Below are 23,295 nucleotides of genomic sequence, written 5' to 3'. Positions count from 1 at the left end.
AAAGAAAAACCGCCGGCAAAGGCCAGCGGTTTTTGACTTCAGTGCCCGCCGAAAGCGGGCTGGATCAGATTATGCTGCCGCGAACTGAAATACACGTTTGCGCAACACTTCCAACAAGCCTGTGCAGCTGTCTTCAATGTAGTTCAACACGGTGTCAAAACCATCGGGGCCGCCATAGTAGGGGTCGGGCACGGTGGCTTCGTCATGTTCAGTGGCGTAGCGCATCATCAATTGAATTTTGTGCGCGTACTGGCGTGGGCACTGCTGTTGAAGCAGACTCATGTTGTCCCAATCCATGGCCAGGATCATGTCACTGTCGCGGAAATCGTCAGCAGTGACCTGGCGTGAAATCAGGTTGGAAATGTCGTAACCACGCTTGGCGGCGGCTGCCTCGGCGCGGGGGTCGGGCGTTTTGTCCAAATGGTAGGCATGCGTGCCGGCTGACTCAACAGAAATTTCATGGTCAAGACCCGCTTCGCTTACCATCTGCCTGAAAACGCCTTCTGCTGTTGGTGAGCGGCAGATGTTTCCCATGCACACAAACAAAACTTTGCTTTTCATATTGGCTTCCTATTGTCCTGAACCCATTAAAGTAAAACTCTTCAAATCTTTACAACGCGCCTGCTTGCTTCAGGCGCTGCGTTTGGCATCCAGCGAGGTCACGTTGGACTCGCCCTTGCTGCCAAACAACTGTTCTTTCAGCAAACCCAACTGGTCGCGGGCCTGGGCGGCTTTTTCAAACTCCAGGTTCTTCGCGTGTTCCAGCATGAGTTTCTCAAGCCGTTTAATCTCTTTTGCCAACTGCTTTTCACCCAAGGGGGCAACTTCCATGGCCTTATCGGCTTTGCGTTGCCTTGAAGCGTTTGGATCGAACACGCCGTCGATAAGTTCCTTGACCTGTTTGTTCACGCCCCGTGGGGTAATGCCGTTTGCTGTATTGAACTCAATTTGCTTGTTTCTGCGGCGGGTGGTTTCGCCAATCGCCAATTCCATGGAATTGGTCACCCGGTCAGCATACAAAATCGCTTTGCCGTTCAAATTGCGGGCAGCGCGGCCAATGGTCTGAATCAAACTGCGTTCACTGCGCAAAAAGCCTTCTTTGTCGGCATCCAGTATTGCAACTAGGGACACTTCCGGAATATCCAAGCCCTCGCGCAATAAATTAATTCCAACCAGCACATCAAATTCGCCCAAACGCAGGTCACGGATAATTTCAACGCGCTCAACGGTTTCAATGTCGGAATGCAAATAACGCACGCGAACACCATTGTCGCTGAGGTAGTCAGTGAGGTCTTCGGCCATGCGCTTGGTCAACGTTGTGACCAATACTCGATCGCCAGCGCGAGTTCGTTCGTGAATCTCGCTGAGCAGGTCATCGACCTGGGTGGTGGCAGGGCGCACCTCAATCACAGGGTCAATCAGCCCTGTGGGGCGCACCACTTGTTCAACCACTTGGCCAGAATGCTCTTTCTCGTAATTCGAGGGCGTGGCTGAAACAAACACTGTTTGCCGCATTTTGGACTCGAATTCCTCGAAACGCAAGGGGCGATTGTCCATGGCAGATGGCAGACGAAAGCCGAAGTTAACCAAAGTTTCCTTGCGGGACCTGTCTCCACGGTACATTCCGCCCAGTTGGCCAATGGTGACGTGGCTTTCGTCGATGATCATCAAGCCGTCTTTGGGCAGGTAATCGATCAGTGTGGGTGGCGGCTCGCCCGGCGCGGCACCTGACATGTGGCGGCTGTAATTCTCGATGCCTTTGCAAAAACCGAGTTCAGCCAGCATTTCCAGGTCAAAGCGGGTGCGCTGTTCCAGGCGCTGGGCCTCGACCAGTTTTCCGGTTTTGACAAAGAAATCAAGTTGTTCGCGCAATTCTGCTTTAATGGTTTCAATGGCACGCAGCACCGTGGCGCGGGGCGTTACATAGTGGCTGCTGGGGTAAATGGTGAAACGTGGCAGCTTTTGGCGAATTTTGCCGGTTAGCGGGTCAAATAGCTGAATTGCATCTATTTCATCGTCGAACAGGTCGATACGCACAGCCAACTCGGAATGTTCGGCCGGGTACACGTCGATGGTGTCGCCCCGAACCCGGAAGGTGCCGCGCGTGAAGTCCAGGTCATTGCGCTTGTACTGCATGGCGATGAGGCGTTTCAGAATGTCGCGCTGGCTGAGCTTGTCGCCATGGCGAATGCTCAGAATCATGGCGTGGTAGTCCGATGGATCACCAATGCCGTAAATGCAGCTGACCGTGCCCACAATAATGGTGTCGCGGCGCTCCAGCAGGCTTTTTGTGGCTGAAAGCCGCATTTGTTCAATGTGCTCGTTGATCGAGCTGTCTTTTTCAATGAACAGGTCGCGGCTGGGCACGTAGGCTTCGGGCTGGTAGTAGTCGTAGTAGCTGACGAAGTATTCCACCGCATTTTTGGGGAAAAACTCGCGCATTTCAGCGTACAGCTGGGCAGCCAGGGTTTTGTTGGGGGCCAAAACCAAAGCCGGACGCCCGGTTTGGGCGATTACATTGGCCATGGTGAAGGTTTTGCCCGAGCCGGTAACGCCCAGCAGGGTTTGAAACACCTCGCCATCGTTCACGCCTTCGATCAGCTTTTCAATCGCGGTCGGCTGGTCGCCAGCCGGGGAGTAGGGCTGGTAAAGCTCGAACGGACTGTTGGGGTAACTGATAAATCCAGGGGCCATGTTAAACTACGAGTCTTGATGCGAGGCAACCACAAAGCACAGCGGTTTTAGCCAATGATTAACCCCACGGGTTGAACCTTCTGGCCAATCCCGTAGAATTACGGAGTTGCATCATTGGGCTGTTGGCTGCAGAAAATTCGCAGCATTTTGTGATAAGCCAATCCTGCATTATCGTCGGAAATGAGTTTTTTTTCCAGACTTGACTTTTTCTTTTTTCACTCCCAGACAACGGAATCATGCTTTCAAATCGCGCACTTACGATCAAACCTTCCCCTACACTTGCCGTGACAGCCAAGGCGGCCCAACTGAAAGCCGAGGGTAAAGACATTATCGGCTTGGGCGCTGGTGAACCCGACTTCGACACGCCTGACCACATCAAAGAGGCTGCAAAGAAAGCCATTGATGCCGGCTTTACGAAATACACAGCCGTTGGTGGCACCGTAGGCCTTAAAAACGCCGTGATCGCCAAGCTAAAACGCGACAACGGGCTGGAATACAAAGCCAATGAAATTGTTGTTGGCGTGGGTGGCAAGCAATGCATTTTTAATATGGTGCTGGCTACCATCAACGATGGTGACGAGGTGGTAATTCCTGCACCTTACTGGGTGAGCTACGCTGACATTGTTGAAATTGCTGGCGGTGTGCCCAAGCTGGTGTTTGCCGGCATTGAGCAGGGGTTTAAAATTTCCCCTGCCCAACTGGAAGCCGCCATTACGCCAAAAACCAAGATGTTCATGATCAACAGCCCCAGCAACCCCACGGGCGCTGTGTACACCAAGGAAGAGTTGGCGGCCTTGGGCGAAGTGCTGTTGAAGCACCCCAATATTATTGTGGCCACCGATGACATGTACGAGCACATCAACCTGGCTGGTGTGCCGTTTGTGAACATTTTGAACGCCTGCCCCGCATTGAAAGACCGTACCGTGGTGTTGAACGGTGTTTCCAAGGCGTACAGCATGACCGGCTGGCGTATTGGTTTTGCTGCAGGCCCGGCCAAGTTGATCGATGTGATGACGAACCTGCAAAGCCAGTCCACTTCCAACCCCACGTCTATTTCACAAGTGGCCGCGGAAACTGCCTTGAGCGGCGACCAGGATTGTTTGAAGCCCATGGTTGCTGCGTTCCGTGAACGCAATGAGTTTGTGACCAAGGCTTTGAATGCTGTGCCGACGATTCAAACTTTGAAAGCCGAAGGCGCTTTCTACGCATTTGTAGACGCGCGCAAGGCCATCGAGAAGCTGGCCGCAGAAGGCAAGATCAAGGCAGCAAATGATCTGGAACTGACGGCGTACCTGCTGGAAGCCGGTGTTGCTGTGGTGCCTGGTTCTGCTTTTGGTGCTGAAGGTTACTTCCGCATTTCATTTGCTACCAGCATGGGCAACCTGGAAAAAGCCTGCGAGCGCATTGCGAAAGCATTGGGTTAAACAGGGGTTAAGCAATAAGTTGCCTAAGGTTTAAGCAGGCAGCGGGGTTTTTGTAATTCATTTGTCCAATTTGGGTATTTGGGGTTGCACAAAAAAATTTCGCTGCTATAATCTCGGCTCTTTCCCCGATAGCTCAGTCGGTAGAGCGACGGACTGTTAATCCGCAGGTCCCTGGTTCGAGTCCAGGTCGGGGAGCCAAATAAGAAGTGAAAAGCCCTTACGGTGTAAAACCGAAAGGGCTTTTTTCTTGTCTTGAATTTCTTTAAGACTTCAAACAATCAACGCTTGATCTCAAGCAATTCAACCTTGAATTTCAATACGGAGTTCGGGGGGATCACCCCGGGTATGCCGCGCGCGCCGTAGGCTGTGTCTGCAGGGCAGGTCAACGTGGCCTTGTCGCCGACTGACATCGTGCTGACGCCTTGCGTCCAGCACGGAATAACACCGCTTAGTGGGAATGTGGCTGGTGCGCCGCGTTTGTAAGAGCTATCAAACACAGTGCCGTTTGTTAACGCGCCCTCGTAGTGAACACTTACGGTCGACGTACTTTTTGGCTTTTGTGCACCTGTTGATTTCCCATCAATGGCCACAACAACGCCAGAGGGAAGTTTGATTTCCTCGGCAGCGGCGGTAGTCGGGAAGAGCAACACGGGTGAGAGAACAGAAATTACAGACCAAATCATTGAATGCTTCATGTTGATCAAATCGCTATTAGAAGTTGGGTTAGATAAGGTTAACGCGATATTTACACCCAAAACAAACCCCCGCAACGTTTTCACGGGCGGGGGCTCGTAACCGATACTTGGAAGCAACGGTTTAAGGCATAAATGATGTGTCTTGATTTATTTCTTTTTCTTTGCTGGCTTTGTATTTACTTTGGTCTTCAGGCTTTGGCCAGGAGTGAATTTAGGCACTACAGCTGCTGCAATCTTGATGGTCTCGCCTGTGCGTGGGTTACGACCCTCACGGGCTGCACGTGCGCCGGTTTGAAATGTACCGAAACCCACCAAAACAACCTTGTCGCCATCGGCCATTTGCTGGCTCACGGTTTCGATGAAGGCATCCAACATTTTGCCAGCAGCGGCCTTGGAGCATTCACTTTTTGCGGCGATGGCGTCAATCAATTCGGTTTTGTTCATTGTTTATAGTTCCAAAGAGTTAATGAGCGTAGCTAACATGCCATGGAAAACCGCATGTAGCAAGGGGGTTTAGGTTGTTTTCACCTCCCTATGGGCGGTTTATTTTATTGCTTACCCGGTCTGAACGGCGGTGCCTTGGGAAACTGGAATACGCCTTGGGGAATATCTACTTCGGGCGCCTTCTCGCTGGTCCATACATGGGCCATGGGTTGGAATTCGAAAGGTGGCCCCAGCCTGTCTGCAGCCACACCCAACAGGCCAGTCAGCGCATCCACCGTGGCATAAACAAAATCATTGCATTGGCTGCATCTGCGGTATTGCTTGGGTTTACCCGAGCCACCTGTCATCTCAATCGCCTTGAATTCGCCCTGTGCGCATTGTTCTTCGGCTTTGAAAAAAGCGGCCTTTGCGTAGGGCATGCCGCTAATGGTTTGGCAATCACGGCAATGGCAGACCAATTGTGCAACGGGCGCCTGGGTGAAGGTAAGCGCCAATTGACCACATTGACACTGTGCGCGGTAGGTGTTGTTCATTCAATCACTCATGAGTTAGGGGGCAGGTCGAATGTCGCCAAGCGCGTCTTCAAGTCTGCTCCATTACTTCGCTGGGTACTCCATCCGTACATCCTCGCTGAAAAACAATTGCCTGTCGCAGGCACAAAACGGATTCGGCGATGAAATCTAAAATTGTGTTTGTTTGAACAGTTCGATGGTGTAGTTGGCCACGGGCGATAGAGCACGTTTGGCCAGTGTGACAATCGCAATGCTGGAATACAGTTCAGGGAAGTCACTGGTATTGAGTTTCACGAGTTTTTTCTGGTCGCACCACGGCTTGGCTGCCAGGTCGGTCGACGCCACTACAGAATTTGTATTCATGGCCAGTTGATGCAACAAATGAATGTCGTCACATTCCAGTGCAAGCTGTGGCAGGTTTTGTGAGTTTTGCCGCAGTAACAGTCCAAGGCCCGCCTTCATCGGTTCGGGTAATTTGACGGATGCGATTCCATATTGCCACGCATCCTCGAAGGTGTGTTTTTTCTTCGCCAAGGGGTGGCCACGGCGCACATACAAATGCCCGTATTGGCGCATCAAAGGTTGAATGTGAAGGTAAGGTGCAACCGTTAAGTCGCCCGTGTCGGCCACAAAAAACTCGATTTCTTCTTTCAGCAGCAGGGCCAGCAATTCAACCGGGCTTGCGATTTCCATTTGCAGTGCAACCTTGGGGAATTCCTGGCGGACAGTTTGAATGACAGTACCAGCGAGGGTGGCGCTTGGAAATGGACCCACTCCGAACGCCAGTTCGCCCACTTCGCCCCGCTGGTACAGGTGAATGTCGCGTTGCAGGGAACGGGCTTCCAGAAGCAGTTGTTGGGCTCGTTCAATTAGAAACTGGCCGGCAGGGGTGGGGCGAATTTCACCACTTTTTCGCTCGAACAGCACCAGCCCGGTTTGTTTTTCCAGTGCTTGAATGCTGCGGCTGAACGCAGGTTGGCTAAGATGAACTTTGTCTGCAGCCTTGGCAAAATGGCGAGTGTCATTCAGCGCCAGCAAATGTTCCAGTTGGTTTAAATTCATGATGATGCATTGGGTGCATTAAAAATGAATTGATTATGCGTTTGGGCTACTTACAGTACAAGGCCAAGTTTGAACTTCCGATAGCCTCATGAGATCTTCTTCTGCGTGGATGTAATTCAAGCTCGTTGAGGATCAGAACTTTCCGATGCTGCATTCATTTTTTTTACAGCGGATGTTCCCCTTGAGCAAGGTGTCACACGTTTGTCTATTGCACAAGATATGCAATTTCACTTTGCTTGCAGTAATTTTTCTGATGATTAATAAGGATACGTTTTAGTATCTTTACCATTCGCACAGTTTGCTATAGTGTCGTCATCAAAGCGGTAAGCCTCCACACTTTTTTCTCTGATTTGATTGTGAGCTTGCCGTCTAAAAACAGAAAATATTCTCAAGTGTCTGTGCTTGTTCAACAGGGTTTCTAAAAATTAATAAATCTTTCGCCGTTCAACGTAGGCGAAGGGCACTTTTTAATTTGATGTATAGAGACATAAAGGAACAACCCATGGTGCACGAGCATATTAACATCGATCAAATTTTTTCCCTTTCGGCATTGCGTTCAGACAACTGGAGGCATTTGCTCGGTGTTAGTCGAAAGTGGGTGAGCGGTAAAGTGGATATGGCTGAGGTGAAAGAAAGTTTCACCAAGCTCGAGCCCATGGAAATGTTGCACGCTTACCCCGGTCCCAAGCTGGTTGCCAAGCTGTCGAAAGACCTGGTTGAAGAACGCAAGGACGCGTTCACTGCTTTGGTGGCCCGCATCTCTTTTTCCATTCTGACGCGCTACTACAAAGAAGATCCGAATGAGTGGAGCCTGAATCCAGAGGACGGTCACGGAGATTCCTTTAACTCTGCCGGGGTTCACCGTCCGTATTTTGAGGTATTGATCGTTGCCCCGGATCGGGTACACAACGTAGAGCGCAATGTTCAGGCATTGTTGAGTCAGCGTCAAAAAGACGATGACTTCATCTATGAGCCGTTGGTGGTGCACACATTTCAGGATGCCTTCTGTGCTGTTGCAGTGAATAACAACATTTGCGCAGTTGCAATTTTTGACGGATTTGATTTCACCAGCCGATTGCCAGTTCCTCAATTGAACCGGACCATGGGGGAATTGCACATTCATGCCGATGAGGATCACATTGGTTTGCAGTTGGCGTCGGTCATTGCAGAGTATCGCCCTGAACTTGATTTGTATTTGATGTCGGATCAGCGTCCCCAAGACATCACCGAGGATCCCAGATCCGTATGTTTGAAGCGTGTGCTGTATGCGGTGGAAGAACCCACGGAATTACATTACGCCATTCTCGAAGGGGTGCGCGATCGCTATGAAACTCCGTTTTTCGACAACCTGAAGAAATACGCTCACCGCCCAATCAGCACGTTTCATGCATTGCCGATCGCGCGCGGCAAGTCGGTATTCAAGTCGGACTGGATTCGCGACATGGGCGAGTTCTACGGTAAAAACCTGTTCATGGCAGAGTCTTCTGCAACCACCGGTGGTTTGGACAGTCTTTTGGAGCCCACTGGCAACATCAAGAAGGCACAGCAAAAAGCTGCCAGAGCCTTTGGCGCGGATCACAGTTTTTTTGTAACCAACGGCACCAGTACGTCCAACAAAATGGTTCTGATGGCGGTTGCGAAGCCAGGAGATATTTTTATTGTTGACCGCAATTGCCACAAGTCACATCACTACGGTGCAGTGCTTGGTGGTCTCTACCCTTACTACGTTGAAGCCTATCCGATGAAGGAATATTCAATGTACGGGGCCGTGCCCTTGCTTGCAATAAAGAAGGCACTCCTGAATTTGAGGGCAGAGGGCAAGCTGGATCGGGTTCGTGCGGTAGACATGACAAATTGTACTTTTGACGGGCATGTGTACAACACTCGACGTGTCATGGAGGAGTGCCTGGCCATCAAACCCGATTTGGTGTTTCTGTGGGACGAGGCATGGTTTGGATTTGCGCATTTCTCTCCGTTTTTGCGCCCCCGCACAGCCATGGGTGCTGCTGCGAACATTGAGAAATGGATGAGAACGCCAGAAGCGCTTCAGGCCTACGAGGCTCAGCAAGCTGAGCTGGGCCAACAAGCTTCTGATGAGGTGTTGCTCAATACGCGCCTCATCCCTGATCCCCGTCAAATTCGCCTTCGCGTTTATCAAACCCATTCGACTCACAAATCGATGTCAGCGATTCGTCAAGGGTCTATGGTGCTGGTCAAGGATGTGGATTTTGTTCAGATTGAACCGCAGCTGCACGAGGCCGTGTTTACCCATGCGACCACCAGTCCGAATCAACAGTTGATTGCGTCGATGGATGTCGCCAGACGCCAAATGGAACTGGAGGGTTATGGACTGGTGAGCAATGCCATCCAGATCGCGCTGGACATTCGTCACCAGATCAAGACTCATCCCCTGATTTCAAAATACTTCAAGGTTTTGGGCGCAGACGACATGATTCCCGCGGAATTCCGCCAGAGTGGATTCAAGGACTTCTTGGCGCCTGGTACCAACTGGAGCGATGCCGCTGTCTCCATTCGCGACGATGAGTTTTTCCTGGACCCTACTCGAATCACGCTGGTGTGTGGCACAGCCGGATATGACGGTACGCAGTTTAAAACCCTGCTTGCAGATGAGTTCAATATTCAGGTCAACAAAACTTCGCGTAACTCGGTTCTGTTTCAATCCAACATCAACAACACCCGGAGTGATGTCGCTCAGTTGATGCGGGTATTGCTGGAGTTGGCCACGCGCGCAGACAACGAATTGGCTCATGCTGGCGCTGAGGGCTTGAAGCGGTTTGAGGAGCGTGTGGTCAGTTTGATGACAGACGTGCCGGACTTGCCGAACTTCAGTCATTTTCATGACGAGTATCGATCAGATATTGGTGGCAAACCCTCGGTGGAAGGCGATATTCGCACTGCATTTTTCAAGAGCTGGGACACGTCAAACAATGAATACGTTGGTTTGTTCAGCGAGGAATGTGACAAGCGTTTGAAGGAAGGACCACCCATGGTGTCTGCGAAGTTGGTGATTCCTTATCCGCCTGGATTCCCGATCATGGTACCTGGCCAAGTGATCAGTCAGGAGATCATTGATTTCATGCGAAAGCTTGATGTGAAAGAAGTGCATGGGTATGACAGCAGTCTTGGCTTGCAACTTTTGAAGCTGAAGTGAGCTGCTGAGTTACACACGACTCGAGGCCTTCGACATCGCTCGGAGGCTCTCTCAAACTTGTTTCAAGAAGGCTGAACATGGTCATTGTTGAATGGATTTTTTCCACATTACGTTCCAATCCCGAGCTCTCAATTTTTCTGGCTCTTGCGGTTGGTTATTGGGTTGGGGCAATCAAGCTGGGCAGTTTCAGCCTGGGTACGGTGACTGGCACGCTGCTGGCTGGCGTGTTAATCGGTCAGATCGGGATTGAAATATCGCCACAGATTAAATCAATTTTCTTCATGATGTTCCTGTTTGCTGTCGGGTTCGGTGTGGGTCCACAGTTCGTTCGAGGGATCGCCAGCGATGGCCTGCCGCAAGCGATTTTTGCGGTGATAATTTCTGTCTTGTGTCTGATGTCGGTCTACATTGCTGCGGTGATAGGCGGCTACGGTCCAGGTATTGCTGCAGGGCTATTGGCTGGATCCCACACCATCTCGGCATCGATCGGGCTCGCCACCGACGCGATCAATCGTTTGGACATAACACCTGCTGAAATTCAGCAGCAGCTTGACCTGATTCCGGTGTCTTATGCAATCAGCTATTTGTTTGGTACTGTGGGTACCGGCTGGATTATTGCGTTTCTCGGCCCGAAGATTCTGCGAGTGAATATTGTTGAAGAATGCAAACGCTATGAGAAAGAAATGTCTGCGGGTGCGCCAGCAGACGGCATGCACTCGGCGTGGAACAAATATGCGGTTCGCGCATTCAGGTTGAATACGCCCGGGTTGATCGCTGGCAAAACAGTCAAGCAGGCTGAAGCTGCTTCCACCGAGCGTATTTTCCTGGAGAATCTGCGTCGTAATGGTCAGATCATCAAGTTCGATCAAGACACCGTTCTTCAGCTTGGCGACATCGTCGCAGTGTCGGGTAAACACGAGGCTTTAATCGAGTGGTCAAATCGAGCAGAAGACGTTGCTGATGCAGAGCTACTGAACATTCCAGTGGAATCGGTGGATGTCTTCGTGACCTCTAAAAAAGTCAATGACGTTTCGTTAATTGATTTGTCAAAACAATCGAATGCTCGGGGTGTGTATGTCACCCGGATCCGACGTGGTTCCATGGGGGTGGACATTCCTGTTTACGCTCAAACCAAGCTTAACCGTGGCGACATCGTTACCATCAATGGTTCGAAAAAACATGTGGATGAAATCGTCAAGGAATTTGGTTTTGCTGACCGCCCAACCAGTGTGACTGACATGGTATTGGTCGGTGCCGGTATTGTGCTGGGTGGTTTGATTGGTGCGATCACAGTGCCTGTGCATGGCATTCCGATTACTTTGTCCTCTTCGGGTGGTGCACTGATCGCCGGTTTGGTGGTGGGTTGGCTTCGAAGTTTTATTCCGAAGATCGGTACCGTTCCAAGCGCCACATTGTGGTTCATGAACTCCGTGGGTCTGAATGTATTCATCGCAGTGGTGGGTATCACGGCAGGCCCCACCTTTATTGCTGGCCTGAAAGTAGTGGGCGTAGAAATATTCTTCTGGGGACTGTTTGCCACAGCAATGCCAATGTTGTTGGCACCCTTGATCGGCAAGTACATTTTCAAGTTTGACCCAGTGATTAATCTGGGTTGTTGCGGTGGTGCGCGAACCAGCACGGCATCGGTGGCGATGCTCGCAGAAGTCGCTAAAAGTAATGCGCCAATGCTGGGTTACACAGTGCCTTACGCGGTCAGTAACACTTTGCTGACTCTTTGGGGCATGTTCATCGTGATTCTTGTTGCATAGGCAGTCAGGGGCTTTGACGCTGTTGGCTGAAAAGTGCCAATCCCATTGCGATAAAAAGCAGGGTTAGCAGGGCAAGCATGAGAAATTCTTGAGCCACCTCTGTGATGGATGCGCCCAATTGATTGATGCTGACAAAGCCATGAATACCCGAGGTGGTGGGCAGCAACCAACGAAGGTAATACAGCAGGTCGGGGAGTGATTCTGCTGGCCAGCTGTAGCCCGACATGAACAGCATCGGCACCGACGTGATCAGCAACATTTGAAGCCCTCGTTCACGGGTTTTGAATGCCTGGCTCAGTAGCAGTGCAAATGCAGAGATGCACAAACAGAACACCGTGGAGAAAGCAAGCAAGGTGCTTGTGTTTGCGATTTGTGAATACGCTTGCATGCGCGTGGCGATCACAAAAAAGTACAGGGTGTTGATCAGGGCGATTGTAAAAAAAACCAGCAACATGCCGAAGTAAGCGCTCGGGCCCACCGGGAGTTGCTTACGTTCAGACAGCCTTCCCAGCAACAACGTGACGCCGATCAACAAGGTTTGTTGAATGATGACCACCATCACCGCGGGGACGATGGAGTGCCCATAACCATCATTCGTGTTGAACAGCGATCTTGAGTTCAGCGACAGGGGTTGAAGGCTGTCTATTGCGGCCTGCCCCGGTACACCCATGCTTTGGATTTTCTGCAGGCTGATGACTGCACCCATGGTAAGCGTTGCCTGAGTGGCGCTTGCCAGGGCCTTGCTGCCTGCCAACAAATACCCACCGTGACTGGCCAGTTGAACAGTGGGTACTCTGCCCGCTATCAGGTCGTTGTTGAAATTTCTTGGAATGATGACCATAGCCATGATGTCGCCTTGCCACAAGCGTTTTGCTATCAGGTTGGGGTCGTTGTCGGTTTGTATTACATTGAGATTGGGCGCTGCTTTCAAGAGGCGGGTCAGCGTGCGTGACGAATAGGAGTCATCTTGATCGACCACCAACGTGGGGACTGATTCAACTTGTTCGTAGGAATAGGGATAGGGATAGAACAGCGAATACACCAGCCCGGCACCAAACAGCAGCAACATGGCGCCTTTGTCTTGAAGAATCAATCTCCAGGTCATTGTGAATTGCTCGAGGATCCCTTTCATCGATTTCCCCAGTTGGCGGGCTCAAAGGCATTTCGCTTGAGCAGCAAATAGGCCGGTACGATTGCAATCACCGTCATGAAAGCGATGATCAGAAATGGACGAAACGCTTCAACCAGCGGCGCACCAGCAATCCACATCTGGTTGTAGAGTTGTAACCAGTGTGTCAATGGAAGAATGCTCGCCCAGTACTGTGCAGCTTCAGGCATTGCGATCAAAGGAAAGGCTTGCCCGGAGTAGGCGAATGCAGGTGCACTATAAAAGCCGCCCACGCTCAACGCCATTCTGAAGTTTTTTGTTACAGCCACAACCAGGATTCCTACGGCCATGGCGGCTACCGTCATCACAATCAGTGTGAGCCACGTGCTGAGTAATTTTCCCTGATAGCTATCCGGTGCAAGATTCTGGAAAAAAACAACAAACACCAGCGTGTAAAAGTTCAGTGCAAGAAAATAGGGAAGGATTTTGGAGAGCAGGGCGGTGGCAAGCGACCCGTTGGATGTGGCAAGCCATTCGCCTGCAGTGCCATCGCGCAATTCCCTTCCAACCGCAGTGACTGACATGATGATTGCCAGAATATGAAACAGCGCCGCAATCAGCGTGGCCCCTAAAAATACCTCGTAGTCTGGGCCTTCATTAAAGAGTGGCAGGGCATTGACTGAAACTGGCATGGCCACGCTCATTGCAGCATCGGGAAATGCACCGCCCATTTTTAGTCGTTCAATTCCGATGCCCACCCCAGCCGCCAACACTGCACTGGTGACGTTTCTTTGGATCGTTGACGAGTAGGTTGAATATTGACTGTTCAGTTGCAGAACCACTTGCCCTGGTTTGCTGCCGAGAACGTCTCTTTCTAGTCCTTTCGGGATCACCAGCACAGCGAAAACGTCGCGTGTGCGTATGGCGTCAAGCGCAGATGGCACGTTGATGTATTGCCGCTCAAACTTTACGCCGGGCGTCGCCTCGATCAGGCGACTGATTTGCCGGGAAATGCTGGTGTTGTCTTCGTCCACAATCGCGACTGGCAGGCCGGTTGGCTGGCCCGCCGAGAAGATCCACCAGATCAGCGCGAACAACACCGGCATCATGCCCAGCGTCAGGAACAGGTCTCCTTTGTCACGTCGAAGGTGACTTAGCTCGCGTTGAAGGCCTGCCTGAAATGAACTCATTACTCTTCCATCGAGAGAACGACCGTCATGCCGGCTATCAGGTTCGGGTTGGGTTCAATGGGGCGAGCTTCAATTTGAAAGGTTTTCAAGTCGTAACCAGACGTGCCTTTCACCTGCTTCCAGTTTGCAAACGAGGGCAGTGGATTGAGTTTGGTGACTTTGAATTTGACATCTTTGTTCAAGGCTGGAACAAGGGCGGTGAATTCAGTACCCAGGGTCAGGGTGTTTAGTTTGTCTTCGCGAATATTCATAACCACCCAGACATCCTTGGGATCAATCAGCGTGATCACTGGATATCCCGCTGGGGCAAGCTCGCCCTCTTTGATCACCACGCTGGCAACCTGCCCGGCAATTGGTGCGAGAGATTGGGTTTCGCTGCGGAACACCTCTACTTCAGAAACTGCCGCTTTGGCGCGTCTGTTTTGCGCCGCTGCTGCCCTCAGTTGTTCTTCCCGTGCACCGGACGCTGCCATTTGATAGGCCGCTTGCGCAGCTTTCGCTTGGTCTGCACTGGCTGCTGCCTTGGCCGTGATCTCATCCAGTTGTTGGCGAGAAACCAGCCCGTCAGCGTACAAGTTCTGAATTCGTTTCTGGGTGGCAGCAGTTAAATCCCTTGCAGTGGCCGCGCGCTGCATTTCCAGTCTTGCAATCTCGACTTGCTCCCTTCGCAAGCCCGATTTGGCCTCGTCTTCTACAGCTTTTGTAGCATCTTCCACTGCCACTGCTTGTTCAAGTTTGGTGTCAAGTTCGGGGCTCGATAGCTCGAACAGTAATTGGCCAGCTTCCACCATGTCACCTTCAGATACGGGCAGCTTGATCACGCGGCCCGGTATTTTGCTGGCCACCCGTATTTCCCGAACTTCGATGTCACCGTGAATCAGCTCCCTGTTTTGTTTGGGAAGCAACCACCACACTGCTGCAATTAGCAATATGGCAACAATCACAAAAATTATGGGCCGCGCTTTCATAGTGTTCCCTGAGAATTGCTACAGGCGTTTTGATGCAATAGCGTTGGAAGAATGACGGGTAGCTGTTCGGGTTGCCCACTCAGTTGGGTCAGATGGGCCAAGGAGCTGATGTACAGGAATGCTGCATTCAGGGATTTAACCTGAATGGCTGCAAGCTTTAGTTCTGCCTCTGTGACGTCTAGTGAAGTGGTCAAGCCTTCTTCAAAAGCCCTGTTTTGAAGGCGTGTGTTTTCCTTGCCCAATTGGATGTCTTGTGCCAGCAGTTCATATTGTTCAAGGTGTTCAACCACGGCACGATACGTGCTCTCGATGCCCAGCTTGATGTCGGCGTCAGCCTGTTCTTTACTCAATCGAACTTGTTCACGTTTGGCCATGGCAGCTTGAACGCTTGCATCTCGCCCAACCGGTGTAATGAAGTTGTATCGAAACCCAAGGCCAACACTCCAGTCGGGTTCGGTTAGCGGGGTGGCTCTCCGATTCAATTCATACGTGCCGGCGAAGAAGAATTCAGGCAGATTTTTGCCGCGTTCAATTTCGATTAACCTGTCAGTTTGCGTGAGTTTCTCAGCCAGTTTTTTGTAGGCCGGGTTTGCATTCCGGGCTTGTTCGACGTACCAGTCCGAGGCGTTTTGAAGTGACACGGGTTTGGGTATGTCAGTTGACAGGCATGAAAGTTGATCAACTTCCAGAAGGCTTTTCAAGGCTGCGTGCAAGTCAGTCTGCTGCCGTTTGGCGAGAAGCAGTTCCCGATTGGCCTCAGCCAAAGCAACATCGGCCTGCATTTTGTCCAGCGCGGTAATCAATCCTTCCTGCTGGAATCGGGTCGCCTTGTTGACCAGCGCTTGAATCGTTTGGACAGATTGTTCCCGCACAGCAACCACCTGCCTGATCATCTGATTCGAGAAGTAAAGGTCGGACAGGCGTTTGAGCAATTGAAGCCGCACAATTTCAAGGTCTGTTTGTGCTTCCGATACCCTGGATTCGGCGATTTGTTTGGTGGCCGTGGTACGTCCACCTGTATAAAGCGGCCACACCACATTTACCTGGGAGCGAATTCCGTCGCGTTCGATATCGATTTCAGCCCTTCTGTTGATGATGGGGATCAGAAATGAAATCTCTTTCTCGTAGGCAATGCCGGCAACCGTAAGGCTGAGCTGCGGGAGATTCAGGTTTCCAAGCGCTTTGTATTCAAATTCTCTGGACTGAATGTCGGCTTGTTGAACCAGCGTTTGCCTGACCACACTCAGTCTTTTTTCCGCCTCACTAAAACTCAGGGCAGGTTCGTTGGCTTGAACCTGCGTGCACAGCATGGCAGCGACCAGCAAGGTCAGCTTGTTAATACGGGCAGGCATACAACCTCGCTGGTATTTGACTGGGTTTGATTAAGTGGCTGACTATTTGATGATTAAAGTCCCTGAAATTTCAAAGGCGCGGATGGTTCGAAAAAGGAGCTGCTTTCGCCCGCATAGGTTTGACCTTTATCCAGCGTCAGCTTGCGAACGCCTGCCTTGTTCTCAAAGTTGACTTTCTTGAGATCGACCCAGACCACATTCGGATTGAGAACATTCTCGAAGTAGTAGATCAGATTGCGCTGATCGGCCACTACTCTCCAGCGTGTGTTCGACAGGTGTGGTTGGTCGGGGGTGCCGATCCCGTAGGGCACCGAGACATTGCGCACCACACTGAACACACTTGCTGCAGCAATTTTTGGATCGCTGGTTTGCGGGATCATGTTGAGGTAATACGATGCACGAACAAAGCGGTCCGATGCTTTGGAGGTACCGGGCAGGAAGACTTGCCCAGGAATGCTTTCCCAGTAGCCCTTGATGGCAATTTGTTGATCATAGGGCGGGTCATTGGTCATGACTCGATGGTTTCGGTCGTGATGAATTGTCAGCTTCCCGCCGATGTATTCAAAAATCGCGCTGTCGCCTGTTGCATCAGAGAGCGAGAGATGCACAGTCGTGAATTTGTCGGTGCCCGGAATGAAATCGGAGACGATTGCAAATTTATCCTGTTTGAAAAATTTGACTGCTTCATCAACGGTTGCGAAATTGTCCAGCGCGTATTGTCCCCACGCAGAAATGGTCAATCCTTTCTTTTTACCCTTGACGTCGAATTTCGGATATTCAGATGCAACCAACCAAAGCATGTTGGCGACCAATCCTTTTTCATTCATGCCGTCTGGTGTGGAAATATCCCAAGAGCTGGCCGCAACACTGCCGTATTTGGATCGCCAGGTGATTGAATTGGGTCCAACCTCACCATTGCGTTCCATATCTCGCGGAAATATCCAAAGGTTTGCTGGTATGTCGATGGAGAAGTCCATGCTTCTTCCTGTCAACACTGTATTGTCCGGACCGATGTACACCATTCGGGTGCATGCTTGAGCTGTCGGGGACAGTGCCGCCGAACCTATGATGCACGCGCCCAACACCAGTGACAAAACTTTTTTATTGAACAACATAACCGCATTCTCCTTCGTTTCACGACGATGATGAAAATGCCCTGACTCATGGTTTCATTGTATTTTTTGATAAGTATACGTCAATAATTATGACGATACTGATTGAATCACAGTGCCACGAAACGTCATGGTGCGAACGAGTATTTTTCAGAACACTCAATCTGCAACGTTGTACCCGTGATTGGGTGCCTGCAAATATTCCGCTGGTTTAAATTCATAACAATGCAGTTGTTGCATTGAAAGTGCATTAATTATGCATTGGACGTATTTGCAGTACAAGGTTAGATTCACTGCATCGTTGAACCATGCGGATCCATCATGCAAATCTCGGAATTTCAGAACGTACTGATTTTGATTGCCATTGCAGGCTTTGCCTTGATGGAGTTCGCCACGCGTCGCTACCAAACCACGGTGAATGCCACGGCGAATGACACCAAACTGGACTTGCTTGTGTTTATCAGTGTGGTGGCTGTGTCGCAGCCTTTGGCAATTTTCACAACTCAACAGCTCGGCGAGGCCTGGTTTGCGCAGTGGCAGGGCATTTGGGCTGACTGGCCCTGGTGGGCCATGTTTGGCGTGTTGTTGTTGGGCGATGATTTAACGCAATACCTGTGGCACCGGGCTTCGCATTCGCCGTTGTTGTGGCCTTTGCACCGTGCCCACCATTCTGCGCAGTACATGAGTGTACGCATGACTTTTCGCAACAACTTTTTTTATTACCTGATGATGCCTGGCCTGTGGATTGCCGGTGTCTTGTTGTTCTTGGGGTTTGGCGGCTGGGTGTACGCCAGTTATTTAACCCTGAAGCTGACCATCATTTTGGGGGCGCATTGCTCTTGGCGTTGGGACGAACCACTTTACAAAATCAAGGCATTGCAACCGGTGATGTGGGTTGTTGAGCGCACCATTTCAACACCCGCCACGCACTGGGCTCACCATGCACTTACTAACAAAGATGGCATTGGAAACTACACCGGCAACTTCGGCAACATGCTTTTTTTGTGGGACGTTATTTTTGGCACGGCCCACATCACGCGCAAGTACCCTGAACACATCGGTTTGATGGACGATCGCATTCACGGGCAGGAACACTGGGCGCACCAAATGTTTTATCCCGTGTTGCATTCAAAGCGTGACGATTCTGCCTTGCGGTTTGGTGGCACTATTTACGATGAGAATAAGTGATCTGATGCTTCGCCTTCACGCTCGGCGTAAGGGTATGCGAAGTTTGAAGGTTGTGGCTGATTACCCTTTTGTCGCTTTCCTTTTTATTGTGTTTCGATTCAAGTGTACGCAAGATAAAAATTTGAATTGTTGATGTGGCTATTATTTAATTGTTAATGTTTTTTAACCATTATTAATGGTTTTTAACTATTGAGCCGGAAAATGTCAATTTGTTTGAATTTTTTTATAATGCGTAATCGTAATTATGATAATAATTATATGGTTATTGATCATACAGTTTTCGTAAAATTAATGTTTTTTTGTAATGTTAGCGCAATAATAGTTTTTAAAAAAAACAATTATAAATTGTTGTTTTTTATAGAAAAATTTTAAATATAAAATTGTTTTTATAAAATTAAAAACATTGATTTTTTTGGTTTTTTATATTTTGTTGTAAAAATTATTAAAAATAAATTCCACCGTTCATTTAAATCCCCCCCCCACGAGTGAGTCCCTGCCGTAACTGGTTATGTTACGTCCTAAGTTAATAATCTATTGTGTCTTCCTGCGTGATATTGAGAGAGGACGTGATGGGCGTCGAAGACCAAAAATTATCAATTAATAGTAAATTTACTATAAAAGTAATAATTAATTTACTACTCGGTATTGGTTTGTTTTTTTGCGGTTATTTATTTGCCGGTCAATATTATTTTGTAGCATCTTTGATTGCAGCTTCAATTTTATTGGTTTTTGCATTTTTAGCGCGGCTAAACACGCAAAGCGCGGCAACCGCTGCTGTCCTGGTAATGGATTCAGAGGCTTCTGATTTGGCTCCGAGTTTCTCTGCCAATCTCACCGTGATTGTCGAGAACATGCAGTCGTTGGGGAGTCTTTGGTCCGAGAATATCAAGCTCGCAAGATCCAAATGCGAGGAAGCGATTGTAGAGCTCAATTCGGAGTTTTTCGAGATCAGTTCGGAGCTCGACAATATCATCAAGGCCGATGAGTCTGGCACCGCTAGCGACAGAAATATTGTTGAAACAATCACTGACAGCAATACAAAAATGCGGGATCTGTCCGCGACGCTGGACAGAATCCTGCTCGAGCGATCCAAGCTAATCGAAAAGATTCGTGGACTCAGCAGCCATGTGGATTCGTTGAACAAAATGGCTTCACAGGCCAGTGCTATTGCTGGAAGAACGAACCTGTTGGCGTTGAATGCTGCAATCGAAGCAGCAAGGGCAGGGGAGTCAGGACGGGGATTTGCCGTAGTGGCCGAGGAAGTTCGCGCACTGTCAAATCAGTCCAGCGAAACCGGCAAGAACATGTCCAAATCTGTCGAACTGATCAATAACTCCATTCGCGAGGTGATTCACGCATCGGAGCTCAGTGCCGAGTCAGATCAAGCAATGCTCAATGAGTCCAGCAACAAAGTGGAAATCGTACTCGATGACTTAGGGCAATCTTGTGAAGCCTTGGTGCTCGCGTCCCGTCGTTTGAAGGAAAGTGGCCTGAAGACCCAGACGGACATCTCAAATCTGATCGTGTCTCTGCAATTCCAAGATCGTGTCAATCAAATTCTGGGTTTAGTCGAGTCCAGCATTCTCGAATTTTCAAACGAGACCCAGCAAGTGTTGTCCCGGGATCCTCTATTTAAGCCACGTCAAAAGAGTGAGTGGCTCTCAATGCTAAGTACTCAATATGCGATGCGTGAGCAAAGAGAGATTCACCAGGGAAGTGGATCGGCGTCTTCACCCAAGCAAGATGTCACTTTTTTTTGAAGGAGATAACTCAAATGCCAAAAACAATCATGGTGGTGGATGATTCCAACACGATTCGCCAGGTGGTTTCTATGACGCTTAAATCTGAAGGTTACGACGTGCTGGAGGCATCCGATGGAAATGATGCACTTCAAAAAATCAAGGGCAAGAAAATTCATTTGGTAATCAGTGATGTGAACATGCCCGGGATGGACGGTATCACGCTGGTTAAGGAGTTAAAAAAATTGCCTGAATTCAAATTTATGCCTGTGATTATGCTGACCACAGAAAGTCAGGACTCCAAAAAGGCCGAGGGACAAGCCGCTGGTGCAAAGGCATGGGTAATCAAGCCCTTTCAGCCGGCACAGATGTTAAGCGCAGTATCCAAACTTATTTTGCCTTAAACAAGGAGTTCAACATGTCTTTAACCATAAGGGATGTCAACCATGCGGTCGAGTTGTCTTTCAGCGGAGATTTAAATATTTACAACATTGCGTCAATCAAGGAGCAGGTGCAAAAAGCGCTTGAGTTTGCCACGCGTGTCAGTCTTGATCTGCGCGATATAGAGGAGATGGATACCTCAGGGTTGCAGCTGTTGGTTGCGCTGAAAAAAGAAATGAGTGCCCGGGACATCCAATTGGATGTGATTCACCTGGGGGCAGCAGTCACGCCAATCTTCTCACGCTGCGAGTTTGAACGCTCGTTTGGCCTGACTTCCTACGTGAGGTGAATCATGAGCATAAATCTAGACGCAGTGCTGCAAACATTTTTTATTGAGTCTCGGGAGCTGCTTGAGGACATGGAAGAGTGTTTGTTAAAGATGGAATCAGACCTGCGCAATCAGGAGCTCATTGACGCAATTTTCAGGGCAGCACACACCATCAAGGGTTCTGCTGGATTATTTGGGTTTGATGAAATCGTCTCTTTTACCCACGTGGTGGAAGACATGCTGGATCGACTGCGAGGAGGATCGTTGTGCATGAATGAGCGCAAGATCGCATTGCTACTCTCGTGTAGAGATCACATTGCAAGGTTGGTGGAAGCCGCTGGCACTGATGGTGAATCCACAGCAGAGGATTTGAACAGTAACGGTGCGTCACTACTGGAGCAATTGAAGGAAATATCGGATTTTGGAGGCGATTTGCCGGATCCCTGTGGAGTGTCTACATCGCAGCCAGCCGCCATCATCAACACGGGTAGTGTTGCAGATGAGGCAGTATCTTGGCGTATATCTGTTGTGTTTGGACGCGAGGTATTTCGATTTGGAATGGACCCCGTTTCATTTGTGAATGCTTTAACCCGCAAGGGCGAAGTCACCCGGGTGGAGAGTCGAGTGGTAGACATGCCAGCCCTTGAAGAGTTCGATCCAGAAGATTGTTATTGGGCAGCGGATATTCAGTTGCGGACCCTGTGTTCCAAGGAAGATATCCTGGAGACATTCGACTTTATTGCAGACTGTTCAGTAATCAATGTTACTCAAGCGTTTGCGGTAGAACAGAGCAAGCCACAAGAATATTTACTGAGCGATTTGATTTGCGGTGAAGATGTGACCGCTAGTGCGCAAGTAGATCCAGCAACTTCGAGCCAATCACCACAGCCAGCTTCGCTGTTGAAAAACATGTCGTCAGGGTCTGTTGGTTCTAAAGATTCTCAGTATGTACGTGTACATGCCGAGAAGCTGGACAGCTTGATTAATCTGGTTGGTGAGTTGGTCATTGCAGGCGCTGGTGCATCGCTGCTTGCGAAGAGTTGTAAAAACGATCTTTTGTTTGAAGCAACGTCAAGCATTTCCTCCTTGGTTGAGCACATCCGAGACGGTGCTCTTAAGTTGCGGATGATTCCAATAGGCGACACCTTCAACAGGTATCAGCGGGTTGTACGTGATGTAAGCAAAGAGTTGGGCAAACAGATCGAACTCAAAATCAGCGGCGGCGAAACAGAACTCGACAAAACAGTGATCGAAAAAATCGGTGATCCATTGATGCATCTGATTCGAAATGCAATGGATCACGGTATTGAATCTCCGCAAGAGCGCCAAGACGCGAGAAAGCCAGTCAAGGGTTCGGTCCATCTGAATGCGTACCACGAGTCCGGGAATATCGTCATCGAAATCACCGACGATGGCCGTGGCCTGGACAAGGATCGTATCGTCAGCAAGGCGCTCGAGAAAGGATTGATCTCAGCACCTCCAGGCAGCGATCAGGAGATCTTCAATTTGATCTTTGAGCCTGGATTTTCTACAGCGTCGACCATTACCAATATTTCTGGCAGAGGCGTTGGCATGGATGTTGTAAGGCGCAATATTGATGCACTCCGAGGCTCGATTGAGCTTGATAGCAAGATGGCGGAAGGAACTACCGTTCGAATTCGTTTGCCGCTTACTTTGGCAATCATCGACGGATTTCTTGTTGCTGTCGGGAAGTCACGGTACGTCATTCCCTTGGACATGGTCCAAGAATGTATTGAGCTTTCGGACTCTCAGTTTTCCGCAACCAAGGGCAAGCAGTACTTGGATCTACGTGGAGAAGTTTTGCCTCTCATATTTTTACGTGAGCACTTTTCGGTGAAAGAGGGTGTCTCCAAACGGGCGAACGTGGTGGTTATTAACACGGGTGACCGCAAGTTTGGTTTGGTGGTAGATGAGCTTCAAGGCGAGTTTCAGACCGTCATCAAGCCACTTGGAAAGTTGTTCAGTGTGGTGAAGGGAATTGCTGGTTCAACCATTTTGGGTGATGGATCAGTGGCCCTGATTTTGGATGCAGTGTCTTTAACAAAAGACATTCACCGTCCCGACAAAAAAATAAATAGTGACCTTGCAGTGCCTCAAATGGTGTAAGTCAATCCGAATATCTATTGTTCTTCAGGA

Annotated in this window: 19 protein-coding genes and 1 tRNA gene; 9 read left to right on the top strand and 11 right to left on the bottom strand. The window is 49.8% G+C overall.

Going from position 1 to position 23,295, the window contains the following annotated elements; all coding sequences use genetic code 11:
- Positions 1 to 69: 69 nt before the first annotated feature.
- Together FRIGORI9N_RS12305 and uvrB are read right to left on the bottom strand one after the other, a co-directional pair.
- Positions 70 to 561, bottom strand: a complete 492-nt coding sequence (locus FRIGORI9N_RS12305; RefSeq protein WP_159571475.1) for a low molecular weight protein-tyrosine-phosphatase — start codon at positions 559 to 561, stop codon at positions 70 to 72.
- A 69-nt stretch (positions 562 to 630) separates the two neighbouring features.
- Positions 631 to 2,694 (bottom strand): excinuclease ABC subunit UvrB, encoded by a 2,064-nt coding sequence (gene uvrB / locus FRIGORI9N_RS12300; RefSeq protein WP_159571472.1) that lies wholly within the window; start codon positions 2,692 to 2,694, stop codon positions 631 to 633.
- 236 nt (positions 2,695 to 2,930) lie between these two features.
- Here uvrB and FRIGORI9N_RS12295 point away from each other — a divergent pair, with 236 nt between their 5' ends.
- Entirely contained in the window at positions 2,931 to 4,118 is a 1,188-nt protein-coding gene (locus FRIGORI9N_RS12295; protein ID WP_159571469.1) for a pyridoxal phosphate-dependent aminotransferase, read from the top strand.
- 122 nt (positions 4,119 to 4,240) lie between these two features.
- Positions 4,241 to 4,316, top strand: a tRNA-Asn gene (locus tag FRIGORI9N_RS12290).
- 80 nt (positions 4,317 to 4,396) lie between these two features.
- Here the strand turns inward: FRIGORI9N_RS12290 and FRIGORI9N_RS12285 are convergent.
- The 4 genes from FRIGORI9N_RS12285 to FRIGORI9N_RS12270 form a co-directional block, all read right to left on the bottom strand.
- On the bottom strand, positions 4,397 to 4,801 hold the full coding sequence (locus tag FRIGORI9N_RS12285) for an FKBP-type peptidyl-prolyl cis-trans isomerase (RefSeq protein ID WP_236550883.1): 405 nt from the start codon (positions 4,799 to 4,801) through the stop codon (positions 4,397 to 4,399).
- A 159-nt stretch (positions 4,802 to 4,960) separates the two neighbouring features.
- The gene (locus FRIGORI9N_RS12280; protein ID WP_159571466.1) at positions 4,961 to 5,257 is read right to left on the bottom strand and encodes an HU family DNA-binding protein; all 297 of its coding nucleotides are present in this window, start codon (positions 5,255 to 5,257) and stop codon (positions 4,961 to 4,963) included.
- Positions 5,258 to 5,361: 104 nt separating this feature from the next.
- The gene (locus FRIGORI9N_RS12275) at positions 5,362 to 5,790 is read right to left on the bottom strand and encodes a GFA family protein (RefSeq protein WP_159571463.1); all 429 of its coding nucleotides are present in this window, start codon (positions 5,788 to 5,790) and stop codon (positions 5,362 to 5,364) included.
- Positions 5,791 to 5,937: 147 nt separating this feature from the next.
- Entirely contained in the window at positions 5,938 to 6,831 is an 894-nt protein-coding gene (locus tag FRIGORI9N_RS12270; protein WP_159571460.1) for a LysR family transcriptional regulator, read from the bottom strand.
- 502 nt (positions 6,832 to 7,333) lie between these two features.
- Here FRIGORI9N_RS12270 and FRIGORI9N_RS12265 point away from each other — a divergent pair.
- Positions 7,334 to 10,003: a decarboxylase gene (locus FRIGORI9N_RS12265; RefSeq protein ID WP_159571457.1), complete on the top strand. Its 2,670-nt coding sequence runs from the start codon at positions 7,334 to 7,336 to the stop codon at positions 10,001 to 10,003.
- A gap of 77 nt (positions 10,004 to 10,080) precedes the next feature.
- Positions 10,081 to 11,772 carry an aspartate-alanine antiporter gene (aspT, locus tag FRIGORI9N_RS12260; protein ID WP_159571454.1) on the top strand — a complete coding sequence of 564 codons (1,692 nt, stop codon included), beginning with the start codon at positions 10,081 to 10,083 and terminating at the stop codon, positions 11,770 to 11,772.
- Between the two features lie 4 nt (positions 11,773 to 11,776).
- Here aspT and FRIGORI9N_RS12255 read toward each other — a convergent pair whose 3' ends face one another.
- Genes FRIGORI9N_RS12255 through FRIGORI9N_RS12235 form a run of 5 tightly spaced genes read right to left on the bottom strand, consistent with a single transcriptional unit; the run spans position 11,777 to position 17,505 of the window.
- Positions 11,777 to 12,877, bottom strand: coding sequence for an ABC transporter permease (locus FRIGORI9N_RS12255; protein ID WP_159571451.1), 1,101 nt, complete (start codon positions 12,875 to 12,877; stop codon positions 11,777 to 11,779).
- 23 nt (positions 12,878 to 12,900) lie between these two features.
- Complete coding sequence (locus tag FRIGORI9N_RS12250; RefSeq protein ID WP_159571448.1) at positions 12,901 to 14,070, bottom strand: ABC transporter permease; 1,170 nt, start codon at positions 14,068 to 14,070, stop codon at positions 12,901 to 12,903.
- On the bottom strand, positions 14,070 to 14,975 hold the full coding sequence (locus tag FRIGORI9N_RS12245) for an HlyD family secretion protein (protein ID WP_236550882.1): 906 nt from the start codon (positions 14,973 to 14,975) through the stop codon (positions 14,070 to 14,072). Before FRIGORI9N_RS12245 ends, FRIGORI9N_RS12250 begins: the two co-directional genes overlap by 1 nt.
- Before the next feature lie 59 nt (positions 14,976 to 15,034).
- Positions 15,035 to 16,390: a TolC family protein gene (locus FRIGORI9N_RS12240; protein ID WP_159571442.1), complete on the bottom strand. Its 1,356-nt coding sequence runs from the start codon at positions 16,388 to 16,390 to the stop codon at positions 15,035 to 15,037.
- 53 nt (positions 16,391 to 16,443) lie between these two features.
- A complete protein-coding gene (locus tag FRIGORI9N_RS12235; RefSeq protein WP_159571439.1) occupies positions 16,444 to 17,505 on the bottom strand; it encodes a linear amide C-N hydrolase in 1,062 nt (353 codons plus the stop codon).
- Between the two features lie 318 nt (positions 17,506 to 17,823).
- Here FRIGORI9N_RS12235 and FRIGORI9N_RS12230 point away from each other — a divergent pair, with 318 nt between their 5' ends.
- From FRIGORI9N_RS12230 to FRIGORI9N_RS12210, 5 genes are all read left to right on the top strand, one after another.
- Complete coding sequence (locus tag FRIGORI9N_RS12230) at positions 17,824 to 18,690, top strand: sterol desaturase family protein (RefSeq protein WP_159571436.1); 867 nt, start codon at positions 17,824 to 17,826, stop codon at positions 18,688 to 18,690.
- A 569-nt stretch (positions 18,691 to 19,259) separates the two neighbouring features.
- Positions 19,260 to 20,450, top strand: coding sequence for a methyl-accepting chemotaxis protein (locus FRIGORI9N_RS12225; RefSeq protein ID WP_159571433.1), 1,191 nt, complete (start codon positions 19,260 to 19,262; stop codon positions 20,448 to 20,450).
- Positions 20,451 to 20,464: 14 nt separating this feature from the next.
- On the top strand, positions 20,465 to 20,833 hold the full coding sequence (locus FRIGORI9N_RS12220; RefSeq protein WP_159571430.1) for a response regulator: 369 nt from the start codon (positions 20,465 to 20,467) through the stop codon (positions 20,831 to 20,833).
- 14 nt (positions 20,834 to 20,847) lie between these two features.
- Positions 20,848 to 21,159 (top strand): lipid asymmetry maintenance protein MlaB, encoded by a 312-nt coding sequence (locus FRIGORI9N_RS12215; protein ID WP_159571427.1) that lies wholly within the window; start codon positions 20,848 to 20,850, stop codon positions 21,157 to 21,159.
- Between the two features lie 3 nt (positions 21,160 to 21,162).
- A complete protein-coding gene (locus FRIGORI9N_RS12210; RefSeq protein ID WP_159571424.1) occupies positions 21,163 to 23,265 on the top strand; it encodes a chemotaxis protein CheA in 2,103 nt (700 codons plus the stop codon).
- Positions 23,266 to 23,295: the final 30 nt, after the last annotated feature.

This window comes from Limnobacter sp. 130, assembly GCF_902506325.1.
Taxonomy (GTDB): Bacteria; Pseudomonadota; Gammaproteobacteria; order Burkholderiales; family Burkholderiaceae_B; genus Limnobacter.
This window is presented reverse-complemented; position numbering and strand designations above follow the sequence as displayed.

What these genes read in the sequence shown, in the direction of transcription:
- aspT (WP_159571454.1), top strand. Translation starts at nt 10,081, where the DNA reads ATGGTCATTGTTGAATGGATTTTTTCCACATTACGTTCCAATCCCGAG.
- FRIGORI9N_RS12235 (WP_159571439.1), bottom strand. Translation starts at nt 17,505, where the DNA reads ATGTTGTTCAATAAAAAAGTTTTGTCACTGGTGTTGGGCGCGTGCATC.
- FRIGORI9N_RS12305 (WP_159571475.1), bottom strand. Translation starts at nt 561, where the DNA reads ATGAAAAGCAAAGTTTTGTTTGTGTGCATGGGAAACATCTGCCGCTCA.
- FRIGORI9N_RS12280 (WP_159571466.1), bottom strand. Translation starts at nt 5,257, where the DNA reads ATGAACAAAACCGAATTGATTGACGCCATCGCCGCAAAAAGTGAATGC.
- FRIGORI9N_RS12230 (WP_159571436.1), top strand. Translation starts at nt 17,824, where the DNA reads ATGCAAATCTCGGAATTTCAGAACGTACTGATTTTGATTGCCATTGCA.
- FRIGORI9N_RS12250 (WP_159571448.1), bottom strand. Translation starts at nt 14,070, where the DNA reads ATGAGTTCATTTCAGGCAGGCCTTCAACGCGAGCTAAGTCACCTTCGA.
- FRIGORI9N_RS12225 (WP_159571433.1), top strand. Translation starts at nt 19,260, where the DNA reads ATGGGCGTCGAAGACCAAAAATTATCAATTAATAGTAAATTTACTATA.
- FRIGORI9N_RS12275 (WP_159571463.1), bottom strand. Translation starts at nt 5,790, where the DNA reads ATGAACAACACCTACCGCGCACAGTGTCAATGTGGTCAATTGGCGCTT.
- FRIGORI9N_RS12295 (WP_159571469.1), top strand. Translation starts at nt 2,931, where the DNA reads ATGCTTTCAAATCGCGCACTTACGATCAAACCTTCCCCTACACTTGCC.
- uvrB (WP_159571472.1), bottom strand. Translation starts at nt 2,694, where the DNA reads ATGGCCCCTGGATTTATCAGTTACCCCAACAGTCCGTTCGAGCTTTAC.
- FRIGORI9N_RS12210 (WP_159571424.1), top strand. Translation starts at nt 21,163, where the DNA reads ATGAGCATAAATCTAGACGCAGTGCTGCAAACATTTTTTATTGAGTCT.
- FRIGORI9N_RS12255 (WP_159571451.1), bottom strand. Translation starts at nt 12,877, where the DNA reads ATGACCTGGAGATTGATTCTTCAAGACAAAGGCGCCATGTTGCTGCTG.
- FRIGORI9N_RS12270 (WP_159571460.1), bottom strand. Translation starts at nt 6,831, where the DNA reads ATGAATTTAAACCAACTGGAACATTTGCTGGCGCTGAATGACACTCGC.
- FRIGORI9N_RS12285 (WP_236550883.1), bottom strand. Translation starts at nt 4,801, where the DNA reads ATGATTTGGTCTGTAATTTCTGTTCTCTCACCCGTGTTGCTCTTCCCG.
- FRIGORI9N_RS12240 (WP_159571442.1), bottom strand. Translation starts at nt 16,390, where the DNA reads ATGCCTGCCCGTATTAACAAGCTGACCTTGCTGGTCGCTGCCATGCTG.
- FRIGORI9N_RS12215 (WP_159571427.1), top strand. Translation starts at nt 20,848, where the DNA reads ATGTCTTTAACCATAAGGGATGTCAACCATGCGGTCGAGTTGTCTTTC.
- FRIGORI9N_RS12220 (WP_159571430.1), top strand. Translation starts at nt 20,465, where the DNA reads ATGCCAAAAACAATCATGGTGGTGGATGATTCCAACACGATTCGCCAG.
- FRIGORI9N_RS12265 (WP_159571457.1), top strand. Translation starts at nt 7,334, where the DNA reads ATGGTGCACGAGCATATTAACATCGATCAAATTTTTTCCCTTTCGGCA.